Source organism: Lacticaseibacillus saniviri JCM 17471 = DSM 24301 (genome assembly GCF_001311785.1).
Taxonomy (GTDB): Bacteria; Bacillota; Bacilli; order Lactobacillales; family Lactobacillaceae; genus Lacticaseibacillus; species Lacticaseibacillus saniviri.
In genome coordinates this window covers 14,882-39,148 of the sequence record NZ_BBBX01000024.1, presented here as the reverse complement: position 1 = coordinate 39,148, position 24,267 = coordinate 14,882, and the positions used below count along the sequence as shown (strand labels likewise).

Here is a 24,267-nt window from a genome sequence, read left to right as displayed (position 1 = left end):
TAGACATGCTTGTCTAACAATTATGGGGCACTTTCAATATGTCGTAGCTCTTTTGTGCTTAAACTTTAACGGTGTGTTTCAAGATACGCCAGTGCACTCGCGTAGTCAGGTTCGTGGGTCTGTTCCGTAATCAATTCGCGATAAACTACCTTACCATCGGCATTCGTAATCCAAACACTGCGCGCATTGGTGTGGTTGTCGGGCACATATAGGCCCATGGCTTGACCAAAATTGCCATCGGGATCAGCCAGTAATTGCATCTTGGTGACATCTTCTGCGGCGCACCAATCTTGTTGTTCAGCAACGGTGTTAGTCGAAATTGTATAGAAGTTAATCCCATCGAATTGATCCATCGCTTGATTAAATTGCTTGGTTGAGATGCTGCAGACCCGGGTGTTGATATCGGGCACAACGCTGATTAAGGTGAGTTTGCCTAATAAATCGGTTGTATTTTCGGTTTTACCGTTAGCGTCTGAGACTTTGAATTCAGGCAGGTTAGCCCCTAATGCAGGTGGGGTGCCGTTAGTTTGCATTGGATTGTCGTGACGTGTGATTTCCATGGAAAGTCCTCCTTATGAGTTGCTTGTGTCCCAACTGATTGGGCACACATTGTCTGTCACAAGCATACGCAATTCCTCAAAAAACTGCAATGAGAAAGATTTTAACAAAAGTGTAAGGGCTTAATAAAGAAAATAATAAATTCAGGTCTGATTACTTGGTGTTTAGCCAGTGAGCTTGTTACACTGATTTTGTAGACCAGCGGACTGAAATGGGGGAACGCTAATGGACGATGCTATCATTATTTATACCTCGCGGACCGGATTTACCCAGCGATACGCACTGTGGATTGCACGGCAGCTCCACTGCGAGGTGTTGGACAGTAAGTTTGTCACGCACAAGGACCTGAGCAATAAAAAATTGTTATCTATGGCGGCCATGTTTTCGCAGGTCGTGTCTTAGGGTTCAAACCTTTTTATCGCCAATACCATCAATCACTCAAGCAACATCTATTGGTTTTCGGCACCGGTATCTTGCCTGAGCAGGATGTGGATGTGCGCCAAATTATGCAGCGCAACATGGATATTTGTGATGCCGAGAAACTGTTTTATTATTTTCAGGGGCAGGCCAAGAAGAGCCAGCTCTCATTGCCACACCGGATGCAACTCGCATTCAACCATACCAAAGTTGAGAAACAGCGCACCGCAAAGAACGGCAAGCAAACAGTTGTGCCGCTCATTCGCGCCGTAGAGGATATTTCTTTTGGACAAATTTAGTGAGTTTCTATCATTGAAAAAGAGACCTTGTTGATAAACAAATTCGTTTATCAGCAAGGTCTCTTTTTATCGCACATGGCTAAACCGCCATGTTACTCAAAGTTTGTTGGTACGCGATCGCTGAGCGGGGCTTGTCACGCGCTAAACGCGCTCACAAGGACAAGACATTCCGGTTAGCTCATCTTTGTTGAATCCAAAGACCGGATTCTACCAAAGATTTTGCTAATCCTCATGTCCTAAGCGCCCTTGTTCGCGCTCTAATCCTTTTTCTCAATAATCTGATCCAACGTTTCACCCAAGAAAGCAATCGTATTCTTCAGGGGTTGGTCGGTTGTGATGTCGACACCGGCGATTTTGGCGGCAGCGATAGGTTCGAGCTGATCGCCCAGCGCCAGATACTGCAACCAGTCATTGATAGCGGGCTGACCTTCCTTCAAAGTACGCAGGTAAGCCTGGGTGGCAATGGTGAGCCCAGCAGAGTAGGTGTAGGAGTAAAGCCCCATGTAGTAGTGGCTCTGGCGCATCCACGTGAGTTCGGCGCCTTCCTCGAGTTCGACTGCGTCACCCCAGAAATCAGTGAGGACTTTGCGCTTGATTTGATTGAGTTGGCCGCATCGAATGATTCACCGTTATCGATTAAGCGATAGACTTCGCGCTGGAAGGCCGCTTCCAACAAGTGCGTAACAAAATTGTGGAAGTACGTGTCGCTCAATAGCCGGGAACGGGCGAATTGTTTCATCTCGGGGTCAGTCGCGGTTTCAACTAAGTGGTGCGTCAATAACAGCTCATTGAATGTTGATGGACTCTCGACAATGTAAGTGGATGGCATATCACCCAGAACAGAGTTATCTGCTTCAGATAGCGTCATTTGCCCCGTGTGGCCAAGTTCGTGAATCAATGTGTACAGACTTGGCAAGGTGTCGCTCCAGCTCATCATGATGTAAGGATGCACCCCATATGGCTTGGTCGCAAATGCCCCGGAGTCTTTACCTTCATTTTGGGCGAAGTCGACCCAGCGTTCGGGGAAGGCCCGCATAATCAGCTTTTGATAGTCCTCACCCAAGTAGGTTACCGTATCGCTCACGGTCTGTTGGGCGGAGGCTAAGGTGACTTCTGGCGCAAAGTCAGGATCCAGATCAATCTGCAAATCGGTGTAGCCGATGTGATCTAAACCGCGCTGCTCTTTGATGTAGGTCACGTAGCGCCGCATAATTGGCGCGAGGTCTGACATGATCAGATCGATTTGGCGGTCGAAGAGTGCACGAGGCACTTCTTGTTCTTCGAGCAGATAATCAATCACGGAATCGTAGCCGCGCATGGTGGCTAACGTCTTTTCTTTTGAGACCTGGGCGTAGTAGGTTGCGGCCATGGTGCTCTGATAACGGCGCAGCGTCTTGTTGAATTGCGCATAGGCGGCACGCCGAATCTCGGTGTCGGGATGTTTTGGTATTCTTCTTCATAGAGGACAAAGGATAACGGATAGGTCTTGCCGTGAGCAGTGAATTCGCCGAAGTCCATGTCACCAAAATGGTTTGATCACGGATTTGAGTGAAGCGATTCAATGTTGGACTCAGTTGTGTGAGTGCCTTTTCCACAGCAGGATCCAGCGCATGCGCTTTTGCCGTCAAAATATGGCGCAGGAAGCTGGCAAATTCTGGCGCATGCTTAGAAACAGCCTTCAGTGTGTCATCAGGCAGCTGCTGGAGGTCACTATCAAGGAAGCTGAGTTCACCGCCAATAACAGCCTCTAAGTCCATGACCTGGTTGAGGCGCGCACTCGCTTCGGAATCAGTCGTGTCAGCCGCTTGGGGCAAAAACGCGAAATGTTCGATGCGATCGAGAATGGCTTGAATGTTGGCATAGTCGCGCAAGGCGTCGATGATGACCGGAATTTCTTTCAATTGATGTTGATAGATGCGGCTAAAATCACTGGCCAATTCTTTCACCGTTTCAATCGCGCGGTTGAAATCGGCTTGATTAGCAAATAGGGCATCGAGATCCCAAGTGAGTTGTGGATCAACGTCCTTGCGGGCAGGTAATGATGTCGTCATAAAAGTCCTCCTTAAAATACTGTGCAGCGTGACCAATCACAGGTGATGAGTGTAAAACTATGCCAGCAGTATACCACTGATTTTGAAGTTTGTTGATAAATATGTTAAACTGTTTTCAGAAAAGCATTAAGGCTAAGCTGGATTTTTCCGGCATAAATTATATCGTTACGGAAGGGACAGCTTGCGCAGCCGCGAGTTGTCCCTTTTTTGAAAGAAGCGGATGAAAGGTCATCCCACGCAACATGAAGGAGTAGAAGTATGAGTTTATTAAAGGTTGAACACCTCAGCCATCAATTTATGGACAAGCAATTGTATGAGGACGCAAATTTGGTCGTCAATCCTACCGATCACATGGGGATTACCGGGCAAAACGGTGTTGGTAAAAGTACATTCATCAACATCATCACGGGTGCCTTGTTACCCGATGAAGGCCGCATCACGTGGCAGAAGTATCTGCACGTGGCTATCTGGACCAATACGCCAAACTGACACCGGGCTTGACCATTTTCGAATTCTTGAAGACCGCATTTGATGATCTGTATCAACAAGAAGCGCGGATGAATCAATACTATGCGGATTACGCATCCAATCCTGATGATCAATTACTCGAAAAAGCGGGTGAGATTCAGGCCACGTTAGAAGCCAAAAACTTCTATGAAATTGACACCGAAATCTTGCGCGTCGCCACCGGTTTGGGGATCGATGCCATTGGGATGGACCACGATGTCTCTAAGCTCAGTGGGGGCCAACGCTCCAAGTTGATTTTGGCCAAGTTATTATTGGAACAACCAGACATGTTACTGCTGGATGAACCAACTAACTATCTGGATACCAACCATATTGAATGGCTGACGACCTACCTTAATGAATTTGAGGGTGCGTTCATGGTAATCTCTCATGATTACGAATTCTTGGATAAGGTGACCAACTGTATCTGTGATATCGAATTTGGTCAGATTACGCGTTATACGGGCCATCTCACCCAGGCGTTCAAGCAAAAAGAAGCTAACCGTGAGACCTACATGAAGGCCTACGAGAATCAACAACGTAAGATTGAAAAGACCAAGGCCTACATCCGTAAGTTTAAGGCGGGGACTCGTTCAAGCAGTGCGAAGAGCCGTGAAAAGCAATTGGCACACATGGATGTGCTCACACCACCAAGCAATCGCGCTAAGGCCAATTTCCGTTTTCCATACACCCAGACGGCGAGTCAGATTCTGTTAACAACAGATGATCTGGTGATTGGGTATGATGAGGCATTGCTACCAGCACTCAACTTCTCAATTGGGGCCGGCGAAAAAGTCGTGCTCAAGGGATTCAACGGGATTGGTAAGTCAACGCTGTTGAAGACGATTTTGCGTCAGATTCCGATGCTCAGTGGTGACTTTGAACTCGCCAGCACGGTGAAGTTCGGTTACTTCCGGCAAGAATTGGACTGGCCAAGTCCATTACAATCCGCATTGCAGTATCTGCAGGCGGAATATCCGGAAGAAAAGCAAAAGGTGCTGCGCCAAGTCTTAGCGCGTACCAGTCTGACTGCGGAAGAAGTGATGAAACCACTCAAGCAACTGAGTGGGGGCGAACAATCCAAGGTCAAGATTGCGGAACAATTGTTGACACCAAGCAATTTCTTACTGTTGGATGAACCAACTAATCACTTGGATGATGACACCAAGGCAGCATTGCGTGATGCGATTAAAGCCTATGAGGGTGGCGTCTTGCTGGTTACCCATGAAGAGGACTTCTACCAAGGTGACTGGTGGATAAGGTGCTCGACGTGGAAAAGATGCTGCAGGCATAATAAGAGCGCGACAAACCCCGGTTAACAATCGAGTCCCAACGAACTTTGAGGGACATGGCGGTTTGGGCCATGGTCGAAAAGTGGGTTGAACGGAGAGTGTTGGGGTTTGGAGCGCGTTTAGAGCGCAAACAAGGACGCTTAAGACATGAGGATTAGCAAAATCTTTGGTAGAATCCGGTTTGTGGATTCAACAAAGATGAGCTAACCGGAGTGTCTTGGCCTTGTGAGCGCATTTAAAGCATGATGGAAAAGTACCATGGGGGAACTTGAAACATTCATTGCATACAAAAAGTCCGCGAACAAATTTTGCTCGCGGACTTTTTGTATGCCTTATTTCACGTTAAATTGACCGGCTGCCAAGAAAGCCTTAATCCGATCGTTGGGTTCATTGAAGAACGTCGTTGGGTCGCCCTGATAAGCGATTTGGCCATCTTCAACGAAGACAATTTTATCAGCTACGCCGCGCGCAAAGTCCATGTTGTGGGTGACGATAACGATTGAGTTCTTCATCTTGGCGAGTTCGAGAATCACCTTTAGCACTTCGACTTCTAGTTCGGGATCAAGCGCACTGGTCGGTTCATCGAACAGCATGTATTCGGGCGCCATGGCAACCATTCGGGCGATGGCAATCCGTTGCTGCTGACCACCTGATAATTGATCCGGATAGACGTCAGCCTTGTCATCGAGGCCGACCTTCTTGAGCAAGTCATGCGCTTCGGCTTCGGCCTCTTGCTTGTTCTTGCCCAGCACTTGAACGGGGCCCTCGGTGATATTGGCCAATACATTTAAGTGTGGGAAAAGATTGTAGCTTTGGAACACAATTCCGAGTTTACGCCGAGCAGCGAGCACCTCTTGTTTGGTCAATGGCTTGCTGAGATCGTAATCCAGGTCGTCGAATTGATAGCGGCCACTGTCAGGTATCTCCAAGAAGTCAATGGTCCGCAGTAATGTGGTTTTACCAGAGCCACTCGGGCCCACAATAACCGTGGTTTGATTGGCAGGAAATTCGACACTGACATCACGCAAGCCGTGATGATTCCCGAAATCTTTGACAATATGGTCTAATTTCAGCATTGTTTTCCCTCCCTAGAATTCTTGACTGGTTTGAACGTAACGGCTGGTCCATTTTTCCAGATAACTCTGCAAAATGGTGAGCACAGACGACAACATTAAGTAGATGAATGCGGCCATGGAGTACAGCAGGAGCGGATTATAGTACAGCGCTGCGTACTGCTGACTCACTTGGAACATCTCGACGATGGTGATGCCGCTCGCCAAACTGGTATCCTTCACCAAACTGATGAAGCTGTTGGAAAGTGGTGGCAAGGAGACGCGGGCAGCCTGTGGCAAAATGATGCGGCGAAGCACCTTGCTCCGGGTCATGCCTAATGCATAAGCGGCTTCCCACTGTGGCCGTGGAATCGAAGAAATCGAACCACGAATGGTTTCAGAAGCGTACGCCCCTGTATTGAGCGAGAAGGTGATAATCCCAGCGCTCCACGCGTTCAACTGGAGTAGGGCGTGACCGTCAACCTTGATCATTGGTAGACCGAAGAAGACGATAAACAGTTGCACCAACAGCGGCGTGCCACGGAAAATCCAAACATAAAACCAAACGATGGCCTTAAGCATGCGCATGAAAATATTTTACTTTCGGAGATGCGCACTAGTGCCGCAAATACGGCGAGAATGAGTCCCAAAACAAATGAGATTAAAGTCAGTGGAATCGTATACTTGAGCATTGCCATCAACATGGGTGGCAATGATTTCGCAATAATGGTCCAGGTATCCATTGCGTGTCCTCCTAAATGAATTTTTGATTGGCCTTACGCCAACAACAAAAATCGAGCGGGACATCCACCAAGACGGGACATCCTGCTCGATATGTGATTACTTTTCAGTGACGTCAGCACCAAAGAATTTGACTGAGAGTTTCTTCAATGTACCATCAGCCTTTAAGGACTTGATGGCCGAATTGATTTTGGCCTTCAGCTTGGTGTCCTTCTTCGTCATGATCCCAGCAATTGGTTGCGCCTTGATGTTGTTGCCGGCGCTGATCAGACGGATGTTGGCATTTGGCTGTTGCTTCAGGTAAGCGTAGAAGGAAGCTGTATCGTTCAGTGTGCCATCAGCGCGACCTTGATCGATTAAGGCAACCGCTTGTGCGAAGCCATCAACGGGAACGATATCGGCCCCTAAGCGTTTGGCATCGGCCGCATTGTTGCTGGTAACACTTTGTGCGAGCTTCTTACCCTTAACATCTTTGAGTGTTTTGATTGACTTGTTGTCCTTTGAAACAGCGAGTTCGGTCTTCCCTGCAATATAAGTGGAGGTGAAGGCGTACTTAGCTTGCCGTTCTGGTGTGATTGCCACGTTGTTCAGCACGAGGTCGTACTTGTCGACGTCGAGACCAGCAATTAAGGAATCCCACTTGGTTTCAACAAACTTAGGTTTTAAGTTTAACTTCTTTGCAATGTCGCGGCCCAGTTCGACTTCAAACCCGGTCAACTTCCCATTATCGTGATAACTATAAGGTTGAAAAGTACCTTCCAAGCCGATGGTTAAGGTGCCCTTGTCGACGAGTTCGCTATCAGCCGTTGAGCTTGACTTTGAACTATTCTGACTTGTCCCACAAGCCACCAGCACCAATGATAATGCTAAACCGACGACAGCAGTTAAAACTTTTTTCATGAATCTTTCCTCCATTTTGGGTATTATTTTGCGAATTGGTCCAGGTGAATCAACATCGCTGCATTCCCTTTGGAGACCCTACAATTTTCATTGTGTCACCTCACTAATGTCTCTTTGTAGTATACACTACTTACTTTGTCTGCATCCCTCAAGGGGCATTTTGTAGAAATAAATTTGCAATACGTATAGACTGATAGAGGTAGACAATTGTATCGATAATGGTACGAATGAGGAGGAAGCAGAATGGAACTCAATAACAATCAATTGGTAAAGCGATATTTGGCATTACAAAGTCAAAATGCTGACTATTTTAAGGCAATTGATACCTTCGTGAACACGCAGGTACAGGCCTTATATGACACATTGGAAACAACTTTTGCGGACACCGTGCTTATCGATATCGATGACGCAATGGCGTATGCCAAAAACCAAGGTCAACAATTAACCGATCCTGCCTCAGAGGAGACCGCCACAGTTAACTATATCCTGAAAGATTTGGATTCATTAGGATTGCTGGTCGAAGCGCAGCATAACAGTGATCCCAACACGATTGTGGGTAAGATCAACTTCGGCAACCAAAGCAGGTATTACTAGAAGAGCGCGACCAACACCGAATAGCAATCGAGCATTAACGAACTTTGAGTAACATGGCGGTTTAGGCCATGTGCGAAAAGTGGGTTAAGCGGAGATTGTTGGTGCTGGGAGCGCGTTTAGAGCGCGAAACCACACGATTTGGCTGTGAGCACTAACGGAACACGGGCTACTCGATAAAAAAGCGTTGTGACCAACCTTTGATAGGCGGTCACAACGCTTTTTTTATTGAGATCAAAGTTTCTTCAGTTCAGCCACTGGCAGTGCGACGCGCAACTGCGGCGAGAATTCAATCGCATAGAGTTCGCTGGTTGCGGCCTGAATTTTGGCCCGTGCGATTCGCGCCGCCAGCGGTGTCTTGGCATCTTTCAACAAGACGGTGAAAATCAATTGATCATCATCTGCACTGACATCGACTGCCACAACCCCTGTCGTCGCATCGAACCCGCGCAGTGTGAATTGTCCGGGAATGATTTGCTTTGCTGGAAGTGGCCAACCAAGCGCATCCGCTAATTGTTTGGCGAGCTGATTCACATTGAAGGTACCTTTTGACTGCGGCAGGGTCATCGTCGCTTGATGATGTTGCAGGGCCCACTCATTGAGTAATGTCGGCGTGAGTTGTCGCTGCTGTCTCCGCCCGGTGAGCAGTGCATCGTCGGTCAACGTCACCTTGTGTTCGTGTTCATCCATATCAATCAGGTTCAGTTGCATGGGAAACCTCCTTAGTCTAGCGCCAATTGATTCGCGCTAGGATGCGCTTGCCCAGGAACTCTTGTAGGAAGAAGTAGACGGGTAATGTCGAGATGAGCATTGGCAGATAGATGAGTGCCAGATGCCATTGCCATAAATTGACGAGCGAGAAGATGTTGCCAAAGATGAAGAAGACGAGGAAGAGTGCGAGAAAAACAATCGTCAGCATGCCCAATTTGTAGCGGTTGAATGGTTGTGAGACCAGCAATAAGACATTGAATGAGACGGCCGCAATCAAGAGAACGACCAGGGTAGAGGTGGTTTCAAAGCTGAGATTGAAGCTGCTTTCCATCCACGTCAGAATCATGGTGTAAATCACCACGGCAATTGCAGCGGGCGCCGCGAGTGTCATGACTTTCTGCATGAATTGACCAGTGACCCGCTGGAAGTTCGGCTCAAAGGTCAGGAAGAAGGATGGCACAGCCACGGCCAATGCCGAGACCGGTGTCAGGTTGATCGGCACGATAGGGAAATCGACACTGAGAAAAATAAAGATGGCGGCGAGGATCACGGAGTAGATGGTTTTGACCAAGTACATTGCGGAGACACGTTCAATGTTGTTGATGACGCGGCGGCCTTCGTTTAACACCCCGGTCATCGCGTCAAAATTGGAATCCAGTAAAACGAAGTCCGCGATGGAGCTGGCTGCTTCGGCGCCGGATGCATGGCAATCCCACAGTCACTTTGGCGCAGTGCCAACACATCGTTAACCCCATCACCCGTCATGGCGACAGTGTGGCCCAAATCCTGATAGGCGCTGATGAGCGTGCGTTTTGTTCAGGCGTCACACGGCCGAAGACATTATAGGTCTTGACCAAGTCATGGAAATCATCGTGGTCAGTGACGGTACTCATATCGATATACGCATCTGCGCCTTTCAAGTTGGCGCGCTTAGCAATGTTAGCCACCGTCACGGGATTATCTCCAGAGATCACCTTGAGTTGTACATCTTGTTTTTCAAAAAAGGCGAAGGTGTCGACAGCGGTTTGGCGCAATTCATCACTGATAAAGATGAGCCCCAAAAAATCGAGTTGTTCGGGATGTTCAGTGAGTGGTTGGCTGGTCTTGCCGACAGCGAGCACTCGCAATCCTTGAGTGGCCGCCTGATTGATAGCGTTCAAAGTGGCGTCATCTAATTGCCCTTTGAATGTGAATTCAGGCGCGCCGACAAGATAACCGGTTTGCTGCTCAAAAGTAGCGCCGGACCATTTGCGTGCGGAACTGAATGGTACCGTGCTTGTTGGCTGCATGTGAGTGGGTTGTGGATAAGCTGCCTTGATGGCCAGTGCCGTTTCATTATCATCATTTAATGCATAGATAACGGCAGCTGCCGCTTGTTGAAGCTCTGAATCGGTGTGACCGGGTGCAGGTTGTGTCTGAGTGACCTGCAGGTGGCCCGTGGTGATCGTGCCCGTTTTGTCCAGACAGATGGTATCGACTCGCGCGAGGGCTTCAATGGCAGGTAAGGCACGGACCAAAACGCGTTTGGCGGCCAGATTTCTGGCAGAGACAGCCAAGGCCACATTCGTCAGCAGGACCAAGCCTTCAGGAATCATCCCAATCATGGCTGCGCTGGTGGTCAGAATAGCGCGGTTGTAAACACCACGCCGCCACATGGAGATTGAGAAGAGGGCAATCCCAAGTGGAATCAAGACATAGGTCAACACGCGGATAATTCGGTTAATCGTGTCGAGCAATTGACTCTGGGTTGCTTTTTCAGACTTGGCTTCGAGTGCCAGCTTAGAGGTAAAGGTGTCCTCGCCAACAGCCGTGACCTGCATCGTGATTTGTCCAGAGACCAAGAAACTGCCTGAGTAGAGTTCATCATCGAGTTGTTTGGTAATTGGCTTTGATTCCCCGGTGAGTGGACTCTCATCCACTTCTGCGCCAAATGTCGCAAGCACGACACCGTCGACAGGAAGTTGGTCACCGCGCTTGAGTATCAGCACGTCATCGAGCACGATGTCTTCTTGGTCGAGCTTGACCTGCTTGCCGTCGCGAATCGCCGTGACCTGACTAGCCGCCAGCAGGCTCATCTGATCGATCTGGCGCTTGGAGCGAATTTCTTGGATGGTCCCAATGGCGGTATTGATGACCGCGACACCTAGGAAGAGCAAGTTCTTGTAGCTGCCCGTGGTGACAATGAGTGCGCCCAGTGCCAAATTGACGAAGTTGAAGAGCGTAAATGTATTTTGTTGAATAATTTGGCTCACCGAACGCGTCAAAGGCTTGAGCGGTAAGTTGTGTTGCCCGTTGTCAAACCGTGTCTGCACTTGTTCTTGAGTGAGACCGGTTTCAGTTGATGTTTTGACTTGCGCCATATCATCGCCTCCGTTTGAGTTCAGTGTATCAAAATGACTTGATATTGGTTTGACGTCATTGCAAATATAAACTAATCTTAGTTTAACATTGAAGCACGATATTGCGCTGCCAAAAGGCTTTGATGGCGCGAGAAAGAAGGAATCGCTATGAAATTAAATCCACAAGGCACACAATTTGTGACACTCGACAACGGGTATCATCTCTGGACGCAGACCCAAGGTACGGGAGACATTCATCTGATGACACTCCACGGTGGACCTGGTGGTACCAATGAAGTGTTTGAGAACTTTGCTGAAGAATTGGCGCCATATGGGGTGACCGTCACACGATATGATCAATTGGGTTCTTGGTTCTCAGATCAACCTGATTTCAGCGATCCCGATAACCGCGAGAAGTTTCTGAACATTGATTATTACGTCAATGAAGTGGAAGAAGTCCGGCAAAAGTTGGGTATTGATCACTTTTATTTACTCGGGCAATCGTGGGGTGGCGTGCTGGCGATTGAGTATGCCCTCAAATATGGGGAACATCTCGATGGCTTGATTCTCTCCAGCATGATTGACAATCTCGAGGAATACTTGGTCAACATCAATCACATTCGCGATACCATGTTTACACCAGAACAAGTTTCTTATATGAAACAGATTGAACTGGCACATGATTTTGACGATCCAGCCTATCAACAGTTGGTGGCAGAGTTAGGCGAGAACTACCTGCACCATGCGAGTGATCCACAACCTAAGCACTTGATTTCTGTCTTAGGCACGCCAGTCTACAATTATTTTCAAGGTGATAATGAGTTCGTCATGGTCGGTGCACTCAAGGGTTGGGACCGACGCGGTGATATCTATCGCATTCAAACCCCAACCTACCTGACATTTGGCGGCCACGAAACGATGCCGCTGGATGCGGCAAAGCGCATGGCTGTGACGATTCCAAATGCCAAGCTGCACATTACGCCAGATGCCGGTCACGGTCAGATGTTGGATAATCCCCAAGACTATTTCCGCAACTTAGGTGAATGGCTCAAAGAAACAGCTAGTCATAAGTGATTTTAAGAGCAATCGGTGCTCAATTGCGTTAGTATGAAGGCATACCAATGATTAACTTACTCAAGGAGGTCATGTCGATGTTTTTCAAAGATGAACGTGAAATGCTCGCAGATGCTGTTGATTCTGTGAAGGAACCGGTCCGCGTATTTGATCAAGCAATTGAGAAGAATCCTGATTTAATCGTGCCAATGGCGTTGATTCACCTGGTACCTATTGTTCTGGTAATCAACGGTGCTGTGAAGGTGGTTACTGGCCATCAACGATTGAAGATTGAACGTGAAAAAACTAAGCAAGTGATGATGCGGAGCTCTATTGAAACAGGTCATCCACGTCACCGCAAATTCAAGATGCGATAATGAAAAGTTGTAACGAATCGAGATGATTTGTTACAGCTTTTTTGCTTGAAAAGATGCGTTAGGTACAACGCGAAGCAGAGATTTCGAAATATGTGGTTCTGTTATTAGCAGGGGCGTGGACGTACTGCCAGCGCGATTTAGAGATTGACTAGCGATGTTATTTAATTTTCAAATAATGGTTAAGGTTAGCGCTTTCTAATGGATAATTGTATGCGAATGGTTTATATAATATCCCGTATTTTAATATTTTGTTGACGGCCCTCATCTCAAAGGGATAAAATCTAGTTAAATCAACGAATGAATTGGGGGAACAATCATGCAACAAGCACACGATTTTTCAGCAATGCCGTTAGGTAACACGCGTTTATATCGACCTCGACTGGATGCCGCCGCTAGTTTCCGAGAACATATGTTGAATAACAGTTGCAGCGGCATGAGTATTCCAGCATATGAATCGTGGAAGGCCGCACAAGGTGAGCCTTTGACACAGGCGGATAAGTTGGCCATCATGGGCGACAAAGCGAGTCTGAAGTTCGAATATGCGACCGATCCAGATCATCGCGTGCAACGTTTGTACTATCCAATGTAGATAGTAGAATCAGTTGTCATTAAAATAAGAACTGAAAAACTGTGATAAGCCTAACAACGGTCTATCGCAGTTTTTTGTTAGCTGCAATAACAGCGCTTTCTATAACCCATTAATGATGGATTAATCATATTTAAAAATCAATAAAATATTGTTGAGCCTTTTTATTGCATCCGCGACATTCAATCATTTATGCTAAGTATAAGGCAGAAAGAAATGCCTAAAAATAAAGGGGGAATGAGTATATGTTTCATGCAATTTGGGTATTAATTATTGGTGCCGTCATCGGTGTCATCGGTCAGATGATTGTTGGCCGGGATATGCCGTTTGGTTGGATTGGTAACATTATTGCAGGACTGGTTGGTTCGTGGCTGGGCTCGACGTTGTTCAGCAGTTGGGGACCAGTAGTCGCTGGTATGGCAATTATTCCCGCCATCTTAGGGGCGATTATTGTTGTCTTCGTTGTCTCATTAATTATGGGATCCATGAACAAATCACGCCGCAGCTAGGCAACTAGCCAAGGAGGACAAGAATGAGACCGATAACGAAATTGATTCTTGGCATCGTGGCCGTCATTGGGATCCTGCAAGCACTGTTAGTGGGGGCGATGCTCTGGCCGGTCGAACCGATTAATCGCTGGCTCATCACTTATTGGTCCGAAATGCGGATGAGTTTGTTGGTTGCTTCTGCTGTGGTGTTAGTCACATTTGTGGTTATCTTACTGGTTGCCTTGCTGAGACGCAGCAGTGTGCAAGACCTGACACTGTCGAGCAATCAAGGTGATGTTGTGATTTCCAAACGTGCGATTGAGAATATGGTCAGCAAGACCATCTCCTCACGCCACCCAGTCAAGAATGTGGTTGTGGATGTTGATCTCTATCAGCGTCGTTCTGCGACGAAGGTTAAGGTCGATGCGCATAGTCTCAAACAGACTGAATTAGCAGAAGAAGGCAAGCGGATTGAACAAACCGCGAAAGATAAGTTAGCTGAAGTCTTGGGCGTACCGGTGAAACACGCGACTGTGCATGTTCACGCCGCTCAGGAAACTGGTGTGACACATGTTGTGTAAAGGAGGTAGGCTATGAGCGGAACAAAAGGTGCGGTGATTGGCGCTATCCTCGCCGCGGCATGTTTACAGTGGGGCTTCTGGGGTATTTTCTGGATTATTGTGGCAGCAATCATCGGTATGGTGGTTGAACGCTGGTGGCAACCTAATCGAGAAAATGTCATGAATTGGCTCCGAGACGGGAAGCGACAAATTAATCGAGGGAGATGACGCCATGCAAGCAGCAGTGAACGATACACAAGAACTCTTAAAAACGAATAGTCGACTCACATTTGATGATTACGTCATTCAAAAAATTGTGAGTCTCTGTGCCCAAGATGTCGATGGCTTATTGGGGATGGATGGCAATGTTGTTGACAGTATTTCCGAAACATTTGGCCGCGATGAACGTGTTTCAAAGGGCATCAAGGTTGATGTGGGTGAAGAACAAGTGAGCGTCGATGTGACGGGCATCCTTGCCTACGATGTCGATGCACGCGAAGTCTTTACAACACTGCAACAACGCGTATCGAATGCTATTGAACGGATGACGGGTCTCCAGTTGATCGCATTGAATCTCAATGTGACCGACATCATGACTCGCCGTGAATGGCAGAAGGCAAATACTTAATCAGGCAAACTTACCTAGGAGGTAATAACTTTATGGATACAAAGACAAAACCAATGGACCCAAAGCAAATGCCAAACAAGCAAAATGAACCTATCGATGTTGACCAAGAATTGATCTTCGACGACGGTGTTGTTCAAAAGATTGTCGGCAAGACAAGTGCTGATATTGATGGCGTCGTTAGTCTGGAAGGCAATGTTTTCTCAGACGTGACAGATATGTTCCGTAAGGATGAGAATCCTAAGAAGGGTGTCTCTGTTGATATCAAGGACAACAAGTACGTGAAGGTTGAACTCGATGCAACGATGAAGTATGGCGTTCAAGCACCAAAATCTTTGAACAAGTATCATCAGCGATCTGTGATAACGTTCAAGAAATGACTGGCCTTGAAGTCACTGAAATCAAGATGACCGTGAAGGACATGTTGACGAATGAAGAAATTGCCAAGCAAGAAGAAGACAATAAAAACAAAGCCACTCAGAATCAAACTCAAAATCAGCCAAATTAATTGATTCGCGAGTCTTCCTGCGGGAATGAATTGCGCAATCGCTAAATATGCGGGACAATGGGATGAGACTTCTTTACGAAAGGTTGATTCCATTGCCCGCTTTTTGTGTTTCCAAATAGGACTAGAACTGATGCTGTTGTAACGGAAAGTGAGGGTTAATATGAAGCCAGCTGTTAAACATCGCTTCTTGATGCTGGGGTTGCTTGGTACCCTATCGGCATTTGGCCCATTGTCGATGGACCTCTACTTGCCCGCACTGCCGGTGATTCAACACGATGTCAACGCGAGTGCCACCTTGATTCAGATGACCATCACGATGAGCCTGTTGGGGCTTGCTGGCGGGCAACTGATTATCGGCCCGCTCTCTGATCATTACGGCCGCAAATGGCCCTTGATCAGCGGGCTCGTGCTCTTTACGCTCGCCTCTCTGGGCATCGCGCTGTCGAATAATATCTGGGTGATTCTCTTGCTGCGACTGATACAAGGTATCGGTGGATCCGCTGGCCAGGTGCTGTCGCGCTCGATTGCACGAGACTTATTCAGTGGTCATGAACTGACGCGTTATCTATCCGTGTTGATGGCCATCAACGGGATTTTTCCAATTATTTCCCCCGGTTTTAGGAAGCGGGATTCTCACGTTGACGGACTGGAATGGGATATTCTACTTACTCGCCGCCATTGGGGCCATTCTGATTGTGTTGGCGCTGACGATTTTGCCTGAAACACTGATGGTTGATCAACGCACGCAAGCAATCGGTCACGCATTTCGCGGGATGGGGGAATTGGTCAAAACTAAATCCTTCATGACGTATGTTTTGACGCAAGGATTGGTGTATGGTGCGCTCTTTAGTTATATCTCCGGTTCCACGTTCGTTTATCAGCAGTACTACGGTCTGAGTGCGGGCGTGTTCAGTATTTTCTACGCGGTCAATGGCCTGGGCATTGTGCTAATTACCAAGCTGACTGGGAATCTGATTGGAAAATATACGGAAAAACAACTTTTGAGTGTTGCGATTACGATCGGCACGCTCGCAGGTGGTGTCTTGTTGGCTAATGCCCTGACATTGAACAACTTCTGGATCATGGTCGTGGGACTGTGGATCGTGGTTGGCATGGTCGGGATGGTCAACACCACGGCGACAAGTCTCGGTATGCAGCAGAGCGGGCAACAAGCCGGTAGTGCATCCGCGCTGCTCGGCTTGGGGATGAACGCCATTGGGGGCATCATGTCACCATTGGTCGGCGCTTTTGGCACCACGAGCCCACTGCCCATGGCAAGTCTCATTATTGCCGCTGAACTCGCTGCTTATCTGCTATGGACGATGAATAAACAAACCGCATAAAGGGAGGCTACAAATGAACTTTTTAGGAAGCTTAGCATTAATTCTGGTCACAACACTGGTGATGGGGCACTTCAGCCGCAAACTCGGCATGCCCGCCGTCATCGGCCAGTTACTGGCCGGCATCTTGATTGGCCCCGCGTTACTCAACTGGGTACAACTGACGCACACAATGAGCGAATTCTCCGAGATCGGGGTCATTATTTTGATGTTTATTGCGGGACTTGAGAGTGATCTCAATCTCTTGCGCAAATACTTTAAGCCAGGCGTGCTGGTGGCCGTCATTGGGGTGATTCTACCGATTGCCGCTGTCCTCGGCTTCGGCCTGCTGTGGGGCTTCTCCAGCACCAGCAGCCTATTTCTGGGAATCACCTTTGCGGCCACATCCGTTTCGATTTCGGTTGAGGTGCTCAAAGAATTGAACGCGTTGGACGGCAAAAGCGGCGCGACCATTTTGGGCGCAGCGGTGGTCGATGACATCCTGACCGTGTTGATTTTGAGTGTGACGGTCAGCGTGTTGGGCACCAGTGAGAAAGGCGGCGCACCACTGTGGCTGACCATGGTTGAGCAGGCGCTATACTTTGTCGCCATCTATGCGGTGGTCAAATGGGCCGCGCCATATCTGATGCGCCTGGCTGAGAAAATGTATCCGAGCATCGCTGTGACCATCATGTCGCTATTACTGTGCTTGGGCATGGCCTATGTCGCTGATCTGATTGGCCTGAGTGCAGTTATCGGTGCCTTTTTCGCGGGTGTTGCGGTTGGGCAAACCCAGTATCGGCACGAGGTCGATCAAAAATGTTGAGGCGATTGGCTATGCGGTGTTCATTCCCGTCTTCTTTGTCAGCATTGGCCTCAACATGCGTTTCGACGGTTTATGGAAAGATATCGGCTTCATCCTGATTCTCACTGTGATTGCACTGTTGACCAAATGGGTCGGCGGTGGTCTGGGTGCGCGTTGGACCGGTAGCACGTGGCCCGAGAGTAACGTCATCGGTGCTGGTATGGTGTCGCGTGGTGAAATGGCGTTAATCGTGGCGCAGATTGGGTTTGAAGCCCAACTGCTGGGCAAGGAATACTATTCCGCCGTGATTGTCGTGATTATCCTGACAACACTGATTGCGCCCTTCATGCTGAAGGATGCGTTGAAACGGGTTTAGATTAAGTGAACTGAATGATCAAAAAGCTGCGGCAGCAATGTCACAGCTTTTTTTAATGGTAAGATTCGAAAGTATAGTAATAATGAAACGAATATGCTATTATAATCGTGTTATAAAGCGCTTGCAAAATCATATTGTAAGCAATTCACTTTGGAGGTGAGCACGATGTCATTATTCACACCACCAGTCGCTAAGAAGAAGGTGCCAACTGAGAAGGTAGATGCCACCTATAAGCGACTGCGGTTGCAGGTTTTCTTGGGTATTTTGTTGGGTACGCTGGGTATTATTTGCTGCGGAATAACTTTTCGCTAGCGATGCCCGCGTGATTAAGGCGGGGTTTAGCAAGGCGGAATTGGGGTTCGCTTTGTCTGCCGTGTCATTAGCATACGGAATCAGTAAGTTCGTCATGGGCATTGTCTCTGATCAGAGTAATGCGCGTCTGTTCTTGCCACTGGGCCTGACGATGGCCGCGCTGGTCAATTTGGCAATGGGGTTCATTCCAGCGCTGACCGGAAGCGTGACGATTATGTTCATTGTGCTGTTTGTGTTGGGCTGGTTCCAGGGCATGGGGTGGCCACCATCTGGCCGCGTCTTGGTTCACTGGTACTCAATTAACGAGCGGGGCGGTAAAACCGCAATCTGGAACGTTGCGCACAATGTGGGTGGTGGCTTCATGGCACCACTCGCCACTGCTGGGATTGCGATTCTGGCGAGCACGCAGTTGTTTGGCATCAGCTCCTATCATGGTGCTTTCATTCTACCCGCTATTATTGGTTTAGTGGTCGCCGTCTTCGCGTACCTCACAATTCGTGACACACCAGAATCTGTTGGGTTACCACCGATTGAGGAATACCGTCAGGATTATCCGAATGAGGATCACCACCTGTTTGAAAAAGAAATGACCACTAAAGAGATTCTGTTCAAGTATGTGCTGAACAATAAGTGGATCTGGGTGATTGCGGTGGCCAACATCTTTGTCTATTTGGTTCGCTACGGTGTCGAAAACTGGGCACCGACATACCTCACAGAAGTGAAGCACATCAATCTGGGCGCCTCCAGTTGGGCCTATTTCTGGTACGAAATGGCGGGAATTCCTGGGACACTGTTTGCCGGATGGATGTCCGACAAAATCTTCAAGGGTCGTCGTGGCCCGGCCGGCTTCTTCTTCATGTTAGTTGTGACCGTTTTGTTTTCATTTATATGAACGCGACTAACATGGGTGTCATCAACTTCTCGTTAATCATGATTGGTTTCTGGATTTACGGGCCAGTGATGTTGATTGGCCTGCAGGCATTGGACTTAGTGCCTAAGAAAGCCGCTGGGACGGCAGCCGGCTTAACCGGTCTCTTCGGCTACTTCTTTGGTTCCTTCTCGGCTAACGCGATGATTGGGGCCGCTGTGGATGCATTTGGCTGGAACTTTGGTTTTCAACTGATTTTGGGCGCGAGTGTGCTGGCCACAATCCTATTTGGGATTACGTGGAACTTGCGTGGTCAAACAGTGCTACATGATGCCAAGTAATTGAGTGATGAAAAAGCGACACATCTCGAGTGAGGTGTGTCGCTTTTTGTGTGGTCAGATTTGAAATGTGTTCCAAAAGGTAAAACCACGATTATTTCGTGAGTCTCGTTAGTGCTCGATTGCTGACCGGGGGTGGTCACGCTCTATTTAATCGTTGCTTTAACCGCCAATTCGTTCGCAGTGACCTTACGATCGGTCTGGCTGAACTTCATGTAGCTGACAACAGGCATGTTAGTAATGATGACCATCATCGCAGTCTTCTTGCCAGCTGCCGTGATTTGTTCGAGGTCAGCTGTGGCAAGTGGGTCACCATGCTTCACGGTGTCACCTTCCTTAACAGCAACCGTGAATGGCTTGCCATCGAGCTCAACGGTATCAATTCCCATGTGAACCAGCACTTCGAGGCCGTCAGTCGACTTGATACCAATGGCGTGCTTAGTAGGGAAGACGGTCATAATCGTCCCATCGACAGGCGAGACGATATTGTTGTCGCTAGGAATAACTGCATAGCCGTCACCTAACATCTTTTGGGCAAAGGTAGGATCATCGACACTTTCGATATCGATGAAGTTACCATTAGCCACGGTGTAAAAGGCATCTGTGCACCGGATGTCACATCGTCAGGTAAGGCATCTGGTGCAGGCGCAGGTGTGGCAGCTTTTGCTTCAGAAGACGCTGCAGCGTTGTTATTAACGGGTGCTTTAGTTTCAAATAAGTGGCGTAGACTGTCGGCAACGAATTGCACTTCAGTCCCAATCACGATTTGAAGGTTGGTGTCATCCAACACATTCATCCCGGCAGCACCGGAAGTTAATCGCGTTCTGATTGATTTTATTCGTGTCCTTCAATTGCAAACGCAGACGTGTCGTGCAGTTATCAACGACATTGATGTTATCACTACCACCAATGGCAGCAAAAATCTTCTTGGCTTGCTTCATATACTTGTCGTCGGCAGCATCCGCTTCAACAGAGGCCTCTTCTGCTTCTTCGACGAGTTCTTCACGTCCCGGTGTCATCAGGTTGAACTTCTTGATGGCAAAATCAAAGCCGAAGTAATAGATAGCAGCCATCACGAGACCTTGAAGCACGAGCATCAGGGGGTGATTGGCAATTGGATTGCGCAGACTGAGTAAGAAGTCAACAAGCCCGGCACTGAAGGCAAAGCCAGCGGTCCAGTGCATGAATGCGGCAAAGGCCAATGAGAGGCCAGTGAGACGGCATGCAACACGTACAAAGGCCATGCGACGAACATAAATGAGAATTCGAGTGGTTCAGTCACACCGGTGAAGAAGGAGGCAAAGGCGGCAGCCAACATCAGAGAACCGGTGACTTTTTATTTTCAGGCCGTGCATTCTTATAGATGGCGAGAGCGCCAGCAGGTAAGCCAAACATCATGATTGGGAAGAAGCCGGCTTGGTACATCCCGGTCACACCCTTAATCCCTGTGTGGGACAAGAACTTACCGATATCATTGATGCCGGCAACATCAAACCAGAATACTGAATTCAAGGCTTGGTGTAAGCCAGTTGGAATCAACAGACGGTTGAAGAAACCGAACAGGCCGGCACCGAAAGCACCCAGGCCTAAGATGAACTTAGCGAAGGTCACAATGCCTTCAAAGACAGGTGGCCAGATGAAGAGCATCAGGACTGCGACAGCCATCATCACAAATGATGTGACAATCGGTACCAAACGCTTCCCACTGAAGAAGGAGAGCGCCATTGGTAATTTGGTTTCATAGAAGCGATTATACATCGCGGCGGCAATCAGTCCAGAGATGATCCCAATCAGCACGTTACCACTCTGAGCAAACGCGGGATCAACGGCGGTTAGCTTGATACCTAGTAAAGTTGACACGGATTCAGGCTTGAGGACCTGGGAGACCACTTCAAAAGCGACTAACCCGGAAAGGGCAGCGGCGCCGTCTTGATTCTTGGACATTCCAAAGGCCAGTCCGACGGCGAACAATAATGGCAGGTTGTTGAGAATCGCCAATCCGCCTGCTTGCAGAAAACGGGCCACGACATCGTTACTGAATGACGCCCAATAGTTCCCAATCCCTACCAGCAGAGCAGCAGCTGGTAACACAGCAACAGGAAGCTGCAGTGAGCGTCCCATACGTTGTAAATAACTCTTCATAATAATTGCTCCTCGTGAATATTTTTAACAAACAATATTGAATCATTTAATGGACCAGCTTACAAGTATGTTTACATCGGTATGGGCCAATTAATCTGCCGGATTAAAGAACGACATAGTCAAGATAATCTGCGTCGTTATAGGCGATGAGCAATACGTGAAAGTTAATGAAATCGGTATCTAAATTAATGAAAAAGTGATTTTGAAAGCGCTGTAAGATGACTGATTTGGGACTATGCCAATATCGAAATTTGCGCAACTAAAAATTCTATCCAGGGGTAATCAGCAGCGAATAACATGAAAGTTAAAATGTAAGCACCGTAGTATCAACTTTATATATATCTTCAGTTATATAAATATTGTTATGATTACTATAACGTTTTCTTTTGTTATGCTTAAAGAAGGTAAAAAGAAAGCATCATGAAACAAATCTTTAATCTCCCCTAACAACTTCTAAGGAGGAATGGCTGTGAAGCGATGGTACTGGTGGTTACTTGGCTTGATGATGAGCCTGATGATTGGCGGCACGACTCAAGTTCATGCTGCCGGGGCAGGTTTCACGGTCAAGGCACACATACCCGAGACGCAGATCGATAAGACTGCGAGTTATTTTGACATCAAGGTCACACCGGGGCAACCGCAACAATTGGCCGTTGACGTGCGTAATCTGGCGGATGAACCGATCACCCTGGTGGTTTCACCTCACGATGCGTTCACGAACAGCAATGGGGTCATCGAGTACAGCAAGGACAAGGCTCCGCTGGATAGCACGGCGAAGGTCAAGTTCTCGCAGATGATGTCTGACAAGCAAACTGTCACATTAGGTGAGCAGGAACAAAAGACGTTAACGTTCACGATGACGCCACCGACGACGAGCTTCTCAGGCACAGTCCTGGGTGGCTTCTATGTCACACCTAAGGCAAAAGACGACGAGAAGCAAGAGAGCGGCATCTCGATTCAGAATAATTTTGCGATGGTAATCGGCGCGCGATTGCGTGAGAAGACGGACATGTTATTGCCGGAGTTGAAGTTGGGAGCCGTGAGAGCAGCGTTACATAATCAGCGCACGGCAATCAAGGCGAATATCCGGAATGTTGCACCTGTCCTGTTTGGCAAAATGAAGGTGAAGGCGACCGCGACTAAGGTGAACGAAGATAAACCCACTTATCAAACCACCAAAGAAAATCTGGCGATGGCGCCGCATTCAAATTTCGATTTCACCATCGATATGAAAAACAAGGCCTATCAGGCGGGGGAGTACGTGGTCAAAATTGTCGCCACCTCAGGCAAAGAGAGCTGGACGTTGAATAAAAAGCTGACGATTACAGATGATCAAGCCAAGCGACTGAATGAGAAGGCAAGCGGTGTTGCACCTACCGATTGGACATGGGCCTACATTACAGCTGGGGTTGTGCTATTACTCGTCGCAGTTGGACTCGCCTTTTATCTCGGACGAAGGGGCGGTGGTAAGAAGTGAAACAACTGATCGCAATGTTGGTTGCATTGATTGGTGTCGCACCCAATGCGGTGCAAGCCACATCGACTTTGGGAGATATCGAACTGACAACAGATCAGAGCTTAAAAATACTTGAAGTACCGAATCTGGAATTCAATGATGCCCTGTTATCGCGGGTGCTCGATCCAATTCCAGTCAAAGCCGACGCTAAACCCGGCGGCTCAGAAGGTGACCTCGTGGTACAGGACAATCGCCAAGGCGTGGTGAGTGGCTGGCATGTGGATGCCCAGCTGGTCTCATTCACCAATGTGGCGACGGGTCACCAATGGAAAATGTGGAATGTGTGGTTCACTTTGCCGATGGTTCCACGTCGATTCCACTGGATGAAACGCCACATATGGTGTGGGACATGGAATATCCTGCTGGTTCAAGTGGTGGCGGTGTGTTCATCATGGATCCCCGTGATCACAGTAACCACGTGATTATCCCGATGCAGCGGGCCGAAATCGCACCGGGTGACTATCGGGCAATTATCCACTGGACCTTGCATGATACGCCGGCGTCTGAAGTCGTAGGAGGGGAGCATGTGCCCGTATGATGACAAAATAATGATGTTGCTTGGACTTGTCTGGATGTGCTTTGCGGGAGGCCAAACGGTGACTGCCGCACACACGGAAGACTCTACAGGCCATTTTCGGATTGTGGATGACCATACGCCCGGCGCAAATCGCGATGAAATCGCCGCAATCGGTGACCAAGGCGGCTACCAAACGGGTAATGGTCAATATGTGGGTCGCGATGGTAGCTTGTATGACCATTTTCCACGGTTAGGTAACTTTAAGCTCGTCTGGTTAATCCTGATTGGGATTGAATTACTCGTTGTCACATGGCTGACGGGTCTGGTACTGAAACGCAAGCGAGTGTGACACGATGCAATTAGAGGGCCGCGACAAGTTGCGCGGCCTTTTTGGTGCCAAGTGTAATCAGTTAAATTTC

Annotated in this window: 25 protein-coding genes and 6 pseudogenes; 23 read left to right on the top strand and 8 right to left on the bottom strand. The window is 48.2% G+C overall.

Annotation, left to right across the window (positions count from 1 at the left end; all coding sequences use genetic code 11):
* Nucleotides 1-65 precede the first annotated feature (65 nt).
* Nucleotides 66-560, bottom strand: a complete 495-nt coding sequence (locus tag JCM17471_RS11535; RefSeq protein WP_054777991.1) for a thiol peroxidase — start codon at nucleotides 558-560, stop codon at nucleotides 66-68.
* 223 nt (nucleotides 561-783) lie between these two features.
* Between JCM17471_RS11535 and JCM17471_RS14225 the strand changes: the two genes are divergently transcribed.
* Both JCM17471_RS14225 and JCM17471_RS11530 read left to right on the top strand, forming a co-directional pair.
* Nucleotides 784-960 carry a hypothetical protein gene (locus tag JCM17471_RS14225; RefSeq protein ID WP_156321698.1) on the top strand — a complete coding sequence of 59 codons (177 nt, stop codon included), beginning with the start codon at nucleotides 784-786 and terminating at the stop codon, nucleotides 958-960.
* Between the two features lie 92 nt (nucleotides 961-1,052).
* A complete protein-coding gene (locus tag JCM17471_RS11530; protein ID WP_162208393.1) occupies nucleotides 1,053-1,274 on the top strand; it encodes a hypothetical protein in 222 nt (73 codons plus the stop codon).
* Nucleotides 1,275-1,531: 257 nt separating this feature from the next.
* Here the strand turns inward: JCM17471_RS11530 and pepF are convergent.
* Nucleotides 1,532-3,325 (bottom strand): annotated as a pseudogene (pepF, locus tag JCM17471_RS11525) (oligoendopeptidase F).
* 258 nt (nucleotides 3,326-3,583) lie between these two features.
* On the opposite strand from pepF, the pseudogene JCM17471_RS11520 reads away from it, so the two are divergent.
* A pseudogene (locus JCM17471_RS11520) lies at nucleotides 3,584-5,126 on the top strand (ABC-F family ATP-binding cassette domain-containing protein).
* 330 nt (nucleotides 5,127-5,456) lie between these two features.
* Here the strand turns inward: JCM17471_RS11520 and JCM17471_RS11515 are convergent.
* From JCM17471_RS11515 to JCM17471_RS11505, 3 genes and pseudogenes are all read right to left on the bottom strand, one after another.
* Nucleotides 5,457-6,200, bottom strand: a complete 744-nt coding sequence (locus tag JCM17471_RS11515; protein WP_054777989.1) for an amino acid ABC transporter ATP-binding protein — start codon at nucleotides 6,198-6,200, stop codon at nucleotides 5,457-5,459.
* Nucleotides 6,201-6,212: 12 nt separating this feature from the next.
* Nucleotides 6,213-6,919, bottom strand: a pseudogene (locus JCM17471_RS11510) (amino acid ABC transporter permease).
* A gap of 97 nt (nucleotides 6,920-7,016) precedes the next feature.
* Nucleotides 7,017-7,817, bottom strand: a complete 801-nt coding sequence (locus JCM17471_RS11505) for a transporter substrate-binding domain-containing protein (RefSeq protein ID WP_054777988.1) — start codon at nucleotides 7,815-7,817, stop codon at nucleotides 7,017-7,019.
* 243 nt (nucleotides 7,818-8,060) lie between these two features.
* Between JCM17471_RS11505 and JCM17471_RS11500 the strand changes: the two genes are divergently transcribed.
* Nucleotides 8,061-8,411, top strand: coding sequence for a hypothetical protein (locus tag JCM17471_RS11500; protein ID WP_054777987.1), 351 nt, complete (start codon nucleotides 8,061-8,063; stop codon nucleotides 8,409-8,411).
* Between the two features lie 231 nt (nucleotides 8,412-8,642).
* Here the strand turns inward: JCM17471_RS11500 and JCM17471_RS11495 are convergent, their stop codons facing one another.
* Nucleotides 8,643-9,119 (bottom strand): hypothetical protein, encoded by a 477-nt coding sequence (locus JCM17471_RS11495; protein ID WP_054777986.1) that lies wholly within the window; start codon nucleotides 9,117-9,119, stop codon nucleotides 8,643-8,645.
* 16 nt (nucleotides 9,120-9,135) lie between these two features.
* A pseudogene (locus JCM17471_RS11490) lies at nucleotides 9,136-11,479 on the bottom strand (cation-translocating P-type ATPase).
* Nucleotides 11,480-11,626: 147 nt separating this feature from the next.
* Between JCM17471_RS11490 and JCM17471_RS11485 the strand changes: the two are divergent.
* The 15 genes and pseudogenes from JCM17471_RS11485 to JCM17471_RS15545 all read left to right on the top strand — a co-directional run bounded on the left by JCM17471_RS11485 (nucleotide 11,627) and on the right by JCM17471_RS15545 (nucleotide 19,676).
* A complete protein-coding gene (locus JCM17471_RS11485; protein WP_054777985.1) occupies nucleotides 11,627-12,532 on the top strand; it encodes a proline iminopeptidase-family hydrolase in 906 nt (301 codons plus the stop codon).
* A gap of 77 nt (nucleotides 12,533-12,609) precedes the next feature.
* Nucleotides 12,610-12,888 (top strand): hypothetical protein, encoded by a 279-nt coding sequence (locus JCM17471_RS11480; protein WP_054777984.1) that lies wholly within the window; start codon nucleotides 12,610-12,612, stop codon nucleotides 12,886-12,888.
* A 316-nt stretch (nucleotides 12,889-13,204) separates the two neighbouring features.
* A complete protein-coding gene (locus JCM17471_RS11475; RefSeq protein ID WP_054777983.1) occupies nucleotides 13,205-13,477 on the top strand; it encodes a hypothetical protein in 273 nt (90 codons plus the stop codon).
* A 242-nt stretch (nucleotides 13,478-13,719) separates the two neighbouring features.
* Nucleotides 13,720-13,983 (top strand): GlsB/YeaQ/YmgE family stress response membrane protein, encoded by a 264-nt coding sequence (locus JCM17471_RS11470; RefSeq protein WP_054777982.1) that lies wholly within the window; start codon nucleotides 13,720-13,722, stop codon nucleotides 13,981-13,983.
* Between the two features lie 23 nt (nucleotides 13,984-14,006).
* Nucleotides 14,007-14,543, top strand: coding sequence for an alkaline shock response membrane anchor protein AmaP (gene amaP, locus JCM17471_RS11465; protein ID WP_056992525.1), 537 nt, complete (start codon nucleotides 14,007-14,009; stop codon nucleotides 14,541-14,543).
* A 12-nt stretch (nucleotides 14,544-14,555) separates the two neighbouring features.
* On the top strand, nucleotides 14,556-14,750 hold the full coding sequence (locus JCM17471_RS11460; protein WP_054777980.1) for a hypothetical protein: 195 nt from the start codon (nucleotides 14,556-14,558) through the stop codon (nucleotides 14,748-14,750).
* A 4-nt stretch (nucleotides 14,751-14,754) separates the two neighbouring features.
* Complete coding sequence (locus JCM17471_RS11455) at nucleotides 14,755-15,150, top strand: Asp23/Gls24 family envelope stress response protein (RefSeq protein WP_054777979.1); 396 nt, start codon at nucleotides 14,755-14,757, stop codon at nucleotides 15,148-15,150.
* 32 nt (nucleotides 15,151-15,182) lie between these two features.
* Nucleotides 15,183-15,527, top strand: coding sequence for an Asp23/Gls24 family envelope stress response protein (locus tag JCM17471_RS11450; RefSeq protein ID WP_225354287.1), 345 nt, complete (start codon nucleotides 15,183-15,185; stop codon nucleotides 15,525-15,527).
* Nucleotides 15,524-15,655, top strand: coding sequence for a hypothetical protein (locus JCM17471_RS16085; protein ID WP_263849496.1), 132 nt, complete (start codon nucleotides 15,524-15,526; stop codon nucleotides 15,653-15,655). Before JCM17471_RS11450 ends, JCM17471_RS16085 begins: the two co-directional genes overlap by 4 nt.
* 160 nt (nucleotides 15,656-15,815) lie before the next feature.
* Nucleotides 15,816-16,376: an MFS transporter gene (locus JCM17471_RS16080; protein ID WP_082395321.1), complete on the top strand. Its 561-nt coding sequence runs from the start codon at nucleotides 15,816-15,818 to the stop codon at nucleotides 16,374-16,376.
* Nucleotides 16,294-16,998 (top strand): MFS transporter, encoded by a 705-nt coding sequence (locus JCM17471_RS16075; protein WP_162208392.1) that lies wholly within the window; start codon nucleotides 16,294-16,296, stop codon nucleotides 16,996-16,998. Before JCM17471_RS16080 ends, JCM17471_RS16075 begins: the two co-directional genes overlap by 83 nt.
* Before the next feature lie 13 nt (nucleotides 16,999-17,011).
* Nucleotides 17,012-18,155: pseudogene (locus JCM17471_RS11440) on the top strand (cation:proton antiporter).
* 165 nt (nucleotides 18,156-18,320) lie between these two features.
* A complete protein-coding gene (locus JCM17471_RS15550) occupies nucleotides 18,321-18,467 on the top strand; it encodes a hypothetical protein (RefSeq protein ID WP_225354286.1) in 147 nt (48 codons plus the stop codon).
* 10 nt (nucleotides 18,468-18,477) lie between these two features.
* Nucleotides 18,478-19,359 carry an MFS transporter gene (locus JCM17471_RS11435; protein ID WP_225354285.1) on the top strand — a complete coding sequence of 294 codons (882 nt, stop codon included), beginning with the start codon at nucleotides 18,478-18,480 and terminating at the stop codon, nucleotides 19,357-19,359.
* Nucleotides 19,360-19,370: 11 nt separating this feature from the next.
* A complete protein-coding gene (locus JCM17471_RS15545) occupies nucleotides 19,371-19,676 on the top strand; it encodes a hypothetical protein (RefSeq protein ID WP_225354284.1) in 306 nt (101 codons plus the stop codon).
* Nucleotides 19,677-19,819: 143 nt separating this feature from the next.
* Here JCM17471_RS15545 and nagE read toward each other — a convergent pair.
* A pseudogene (gene nagE / locus JCM17471_RS11430) lies at nucleotides 19,820-21,815 on the bottom strand (N-acetylglucosamine-specific PTS transporter subunit IIBC).
* 469 nt (nucleotides 21,816-22,284) lie between these two features.
* Here nagE and JCM17471_RS11425 point away from each other — a divergent pair.
* The 4 genes from JCM17471_RS11425 to JCM17471_RS11415 are packed head-to-tail and all read left to right on the top strand — an operon-like array spanning nucleotide 22,285 to nucleotide 24,197.
* A complete protein-coding gene (locus JCM17471_RS11425) occupies nucleotides 22,285-23,292 on the top strand; it encodes a WxLIP family cell surface protein (RefSeq protein ID WP_054777978.1) in 1,008 nt (335 codons plus the stop codon).
* Nucleotides 23,289-23,753, top strand: a complete 465-nt coding sequence (locus JCM17471_RS11420; RefSeq protein ID WP_054777977.1) for a hypothetical protein — start codon at nucleotides 23,289-23,291, stop codon at nucleotides 23,751-23,753. Before JCM17471_RS11425 ends, JCM17471_RS11420 begins: the two co-directional genes overlap by 4 nt.
* Nucleotides 23,723-23,869, top strand: coding sequence for a hypothetical protein (locus JCM17471_RS14220; RefSeq protein WP_156321697.1), 147 nt, complete (start codon nucleotides 23,723-23,725; stop codon nucleotides 23,867-23,869). Before JCM17471_RS11420 ends, JCM17471_RS14220 begins: the two co-directional genes overlap by 31 nt.
* Nucleotides 23,870-23,927: 58 nt before the next feature.
* Entirely contained in the window at nucleotides 23,928-24,197 is a 270-nt protein-coding gene (locus JCM17471_RS11415) for a hypothetical protein (RefSeq protein ID WP_162208391.1), read from the top strand.
* The last annotated feature ends 70 nt before the right edge of the window (nucleotides 24,198-24,267 follow it).

Excerpts from the sequence above, each read along its gene's own strand:
- JCM17471_RS14220 (WP_156321697.1), top strand. The coding sequence starts at position 23,723 with ATGGATCCCCGTGATCACAGTAACCACGTGATTATCCCGATGCAGCGG.
- JCM17471_RS11475 (WP_054777983.1), top strand. The coding sequence starts at position 13,205 with ATGCAACAAGCACACGATTTTTCAGCAATGCCGTTAGGTAACACGCGT.
- JCM17471_RS11485 (WP_054777985.1), top strand. The coding sequence starts at position 11,627 with ATGAAATTAAATCCACAAGGCACACAATTTGTGACACTCGACAACGGG.
- JCM17471_RS11505 (WP_054777988.1), bottom strand. The coding sequence starts at position 7,817 with ATGAAAAAAGTTTTAACTGCTGTCGTCGGTTTAGCATTATCATTGGTG.
- JCM17471_RS11480 (WP_054777984.1), top strand. The coding sequence starts at position 12,610 with ATGTTTTTCAAAGATGAACGTGAAATGCTCGCAGATGCTGTTGATTCT.
- amaP (WP_056992525.1), top strand. The coding sequence starts at position 14,007 with ATGAGACCGATAACGAAATTGATTCTTGGCATCGTGGCCGTCATTGGG.
- JCM17471_RS11460 (WP_054777980.1), top strand. The coding sequence starts at position 14,556 with ATGAGCGGAACAAAAGGTGCGGTGATTGGCGCTATCCTCGCCGCGGCA.
- JCM17471_RS11455 (WP_054777979.1), top strand. The coding sequence starts at position 14,755 with ATGCAAGCAGCAGTGAACGATACACAAGAACTCTTAAAAACGAATAGT.
- JCM17471_RS11470 (WP_054777982.1), top strand. The coding sequence starts at position 13,720 with ATGTTTCATGCAATTTGGGTATTAATTATTGGTGCCGTCATCGGTGTC.
- JCM17471_RS11515 (WP_054777989.1), bottom strand. The coding sequence starts at position 6,200 with ATGCTGAAATTAGACCATATTGTCAAAGATTTCGGGAATCATCACGGC.
- JCM17471_RS11450 (WP_225354287.1), top strand. The coding sequence starts at position 15,183 with ATGGATACAAAGACAAAACCAATGGACCCAAAGCAAATGCCAAACAAG.
- JCM17471_RS11495 (WP_054777986.1), bottom strand. The coding sequence starts at position 9,119 with ATGCAACTGAACCTGATTGATATGGATGAACACGAACACAAGGTGACG.
- JCM17471_RS16085 (WP_263849496.1), top strand. The coding sequence starts at position 15,524 with ATGACTGGCCTTGAAGTCACTGAAATCAAGATGACCGTGAAGGACATG.
- JCM17471_RS15545 (WP_225354284.1), top strand. The coding sequence starts at position 19,371 with ATGGGTGTCATCAACTTCTCGTTAATCATGATTGGTTTCTGGATTTAC.
- JCM17471_RS15550 (WP_225354286.1), top strand. The coding sequence starts at position 18,321 with ATGTCATTATTCACACCACCAGTCGCTAAGAAGAAGGTGCCAACTGAG.
- JCM17471_RS14225 (WP_156321698.1), top strand. The coding sequence starts at position 784 with ATGGACGATGCTATCATTATTTATACCTCGCGGACCGGATTTACCCAG.
- JCM17471_RS11535 (WP_054777991.1), bottom strand. The coding sequence starts at position 560 with ATGGAAATCACACGTCACGACAATCCAATGCAAACTAACGGCACCCCA.
- JCM17471_RS11500 (WP_054777987.1), top strand. The coding sequence starts at position 8,061 with ATGGAACTCAATAACAATCAATTGGTAAAGCGATATTTGGCATTACAA.
- JCM17471_RS16080 (WP_082395321.1), top strand. The coding sequence starts at position 15,816 with ATGAAGCCAGCTGTTAAACATCGCTTCTTGATGCTGGGGTTGCTTGGT.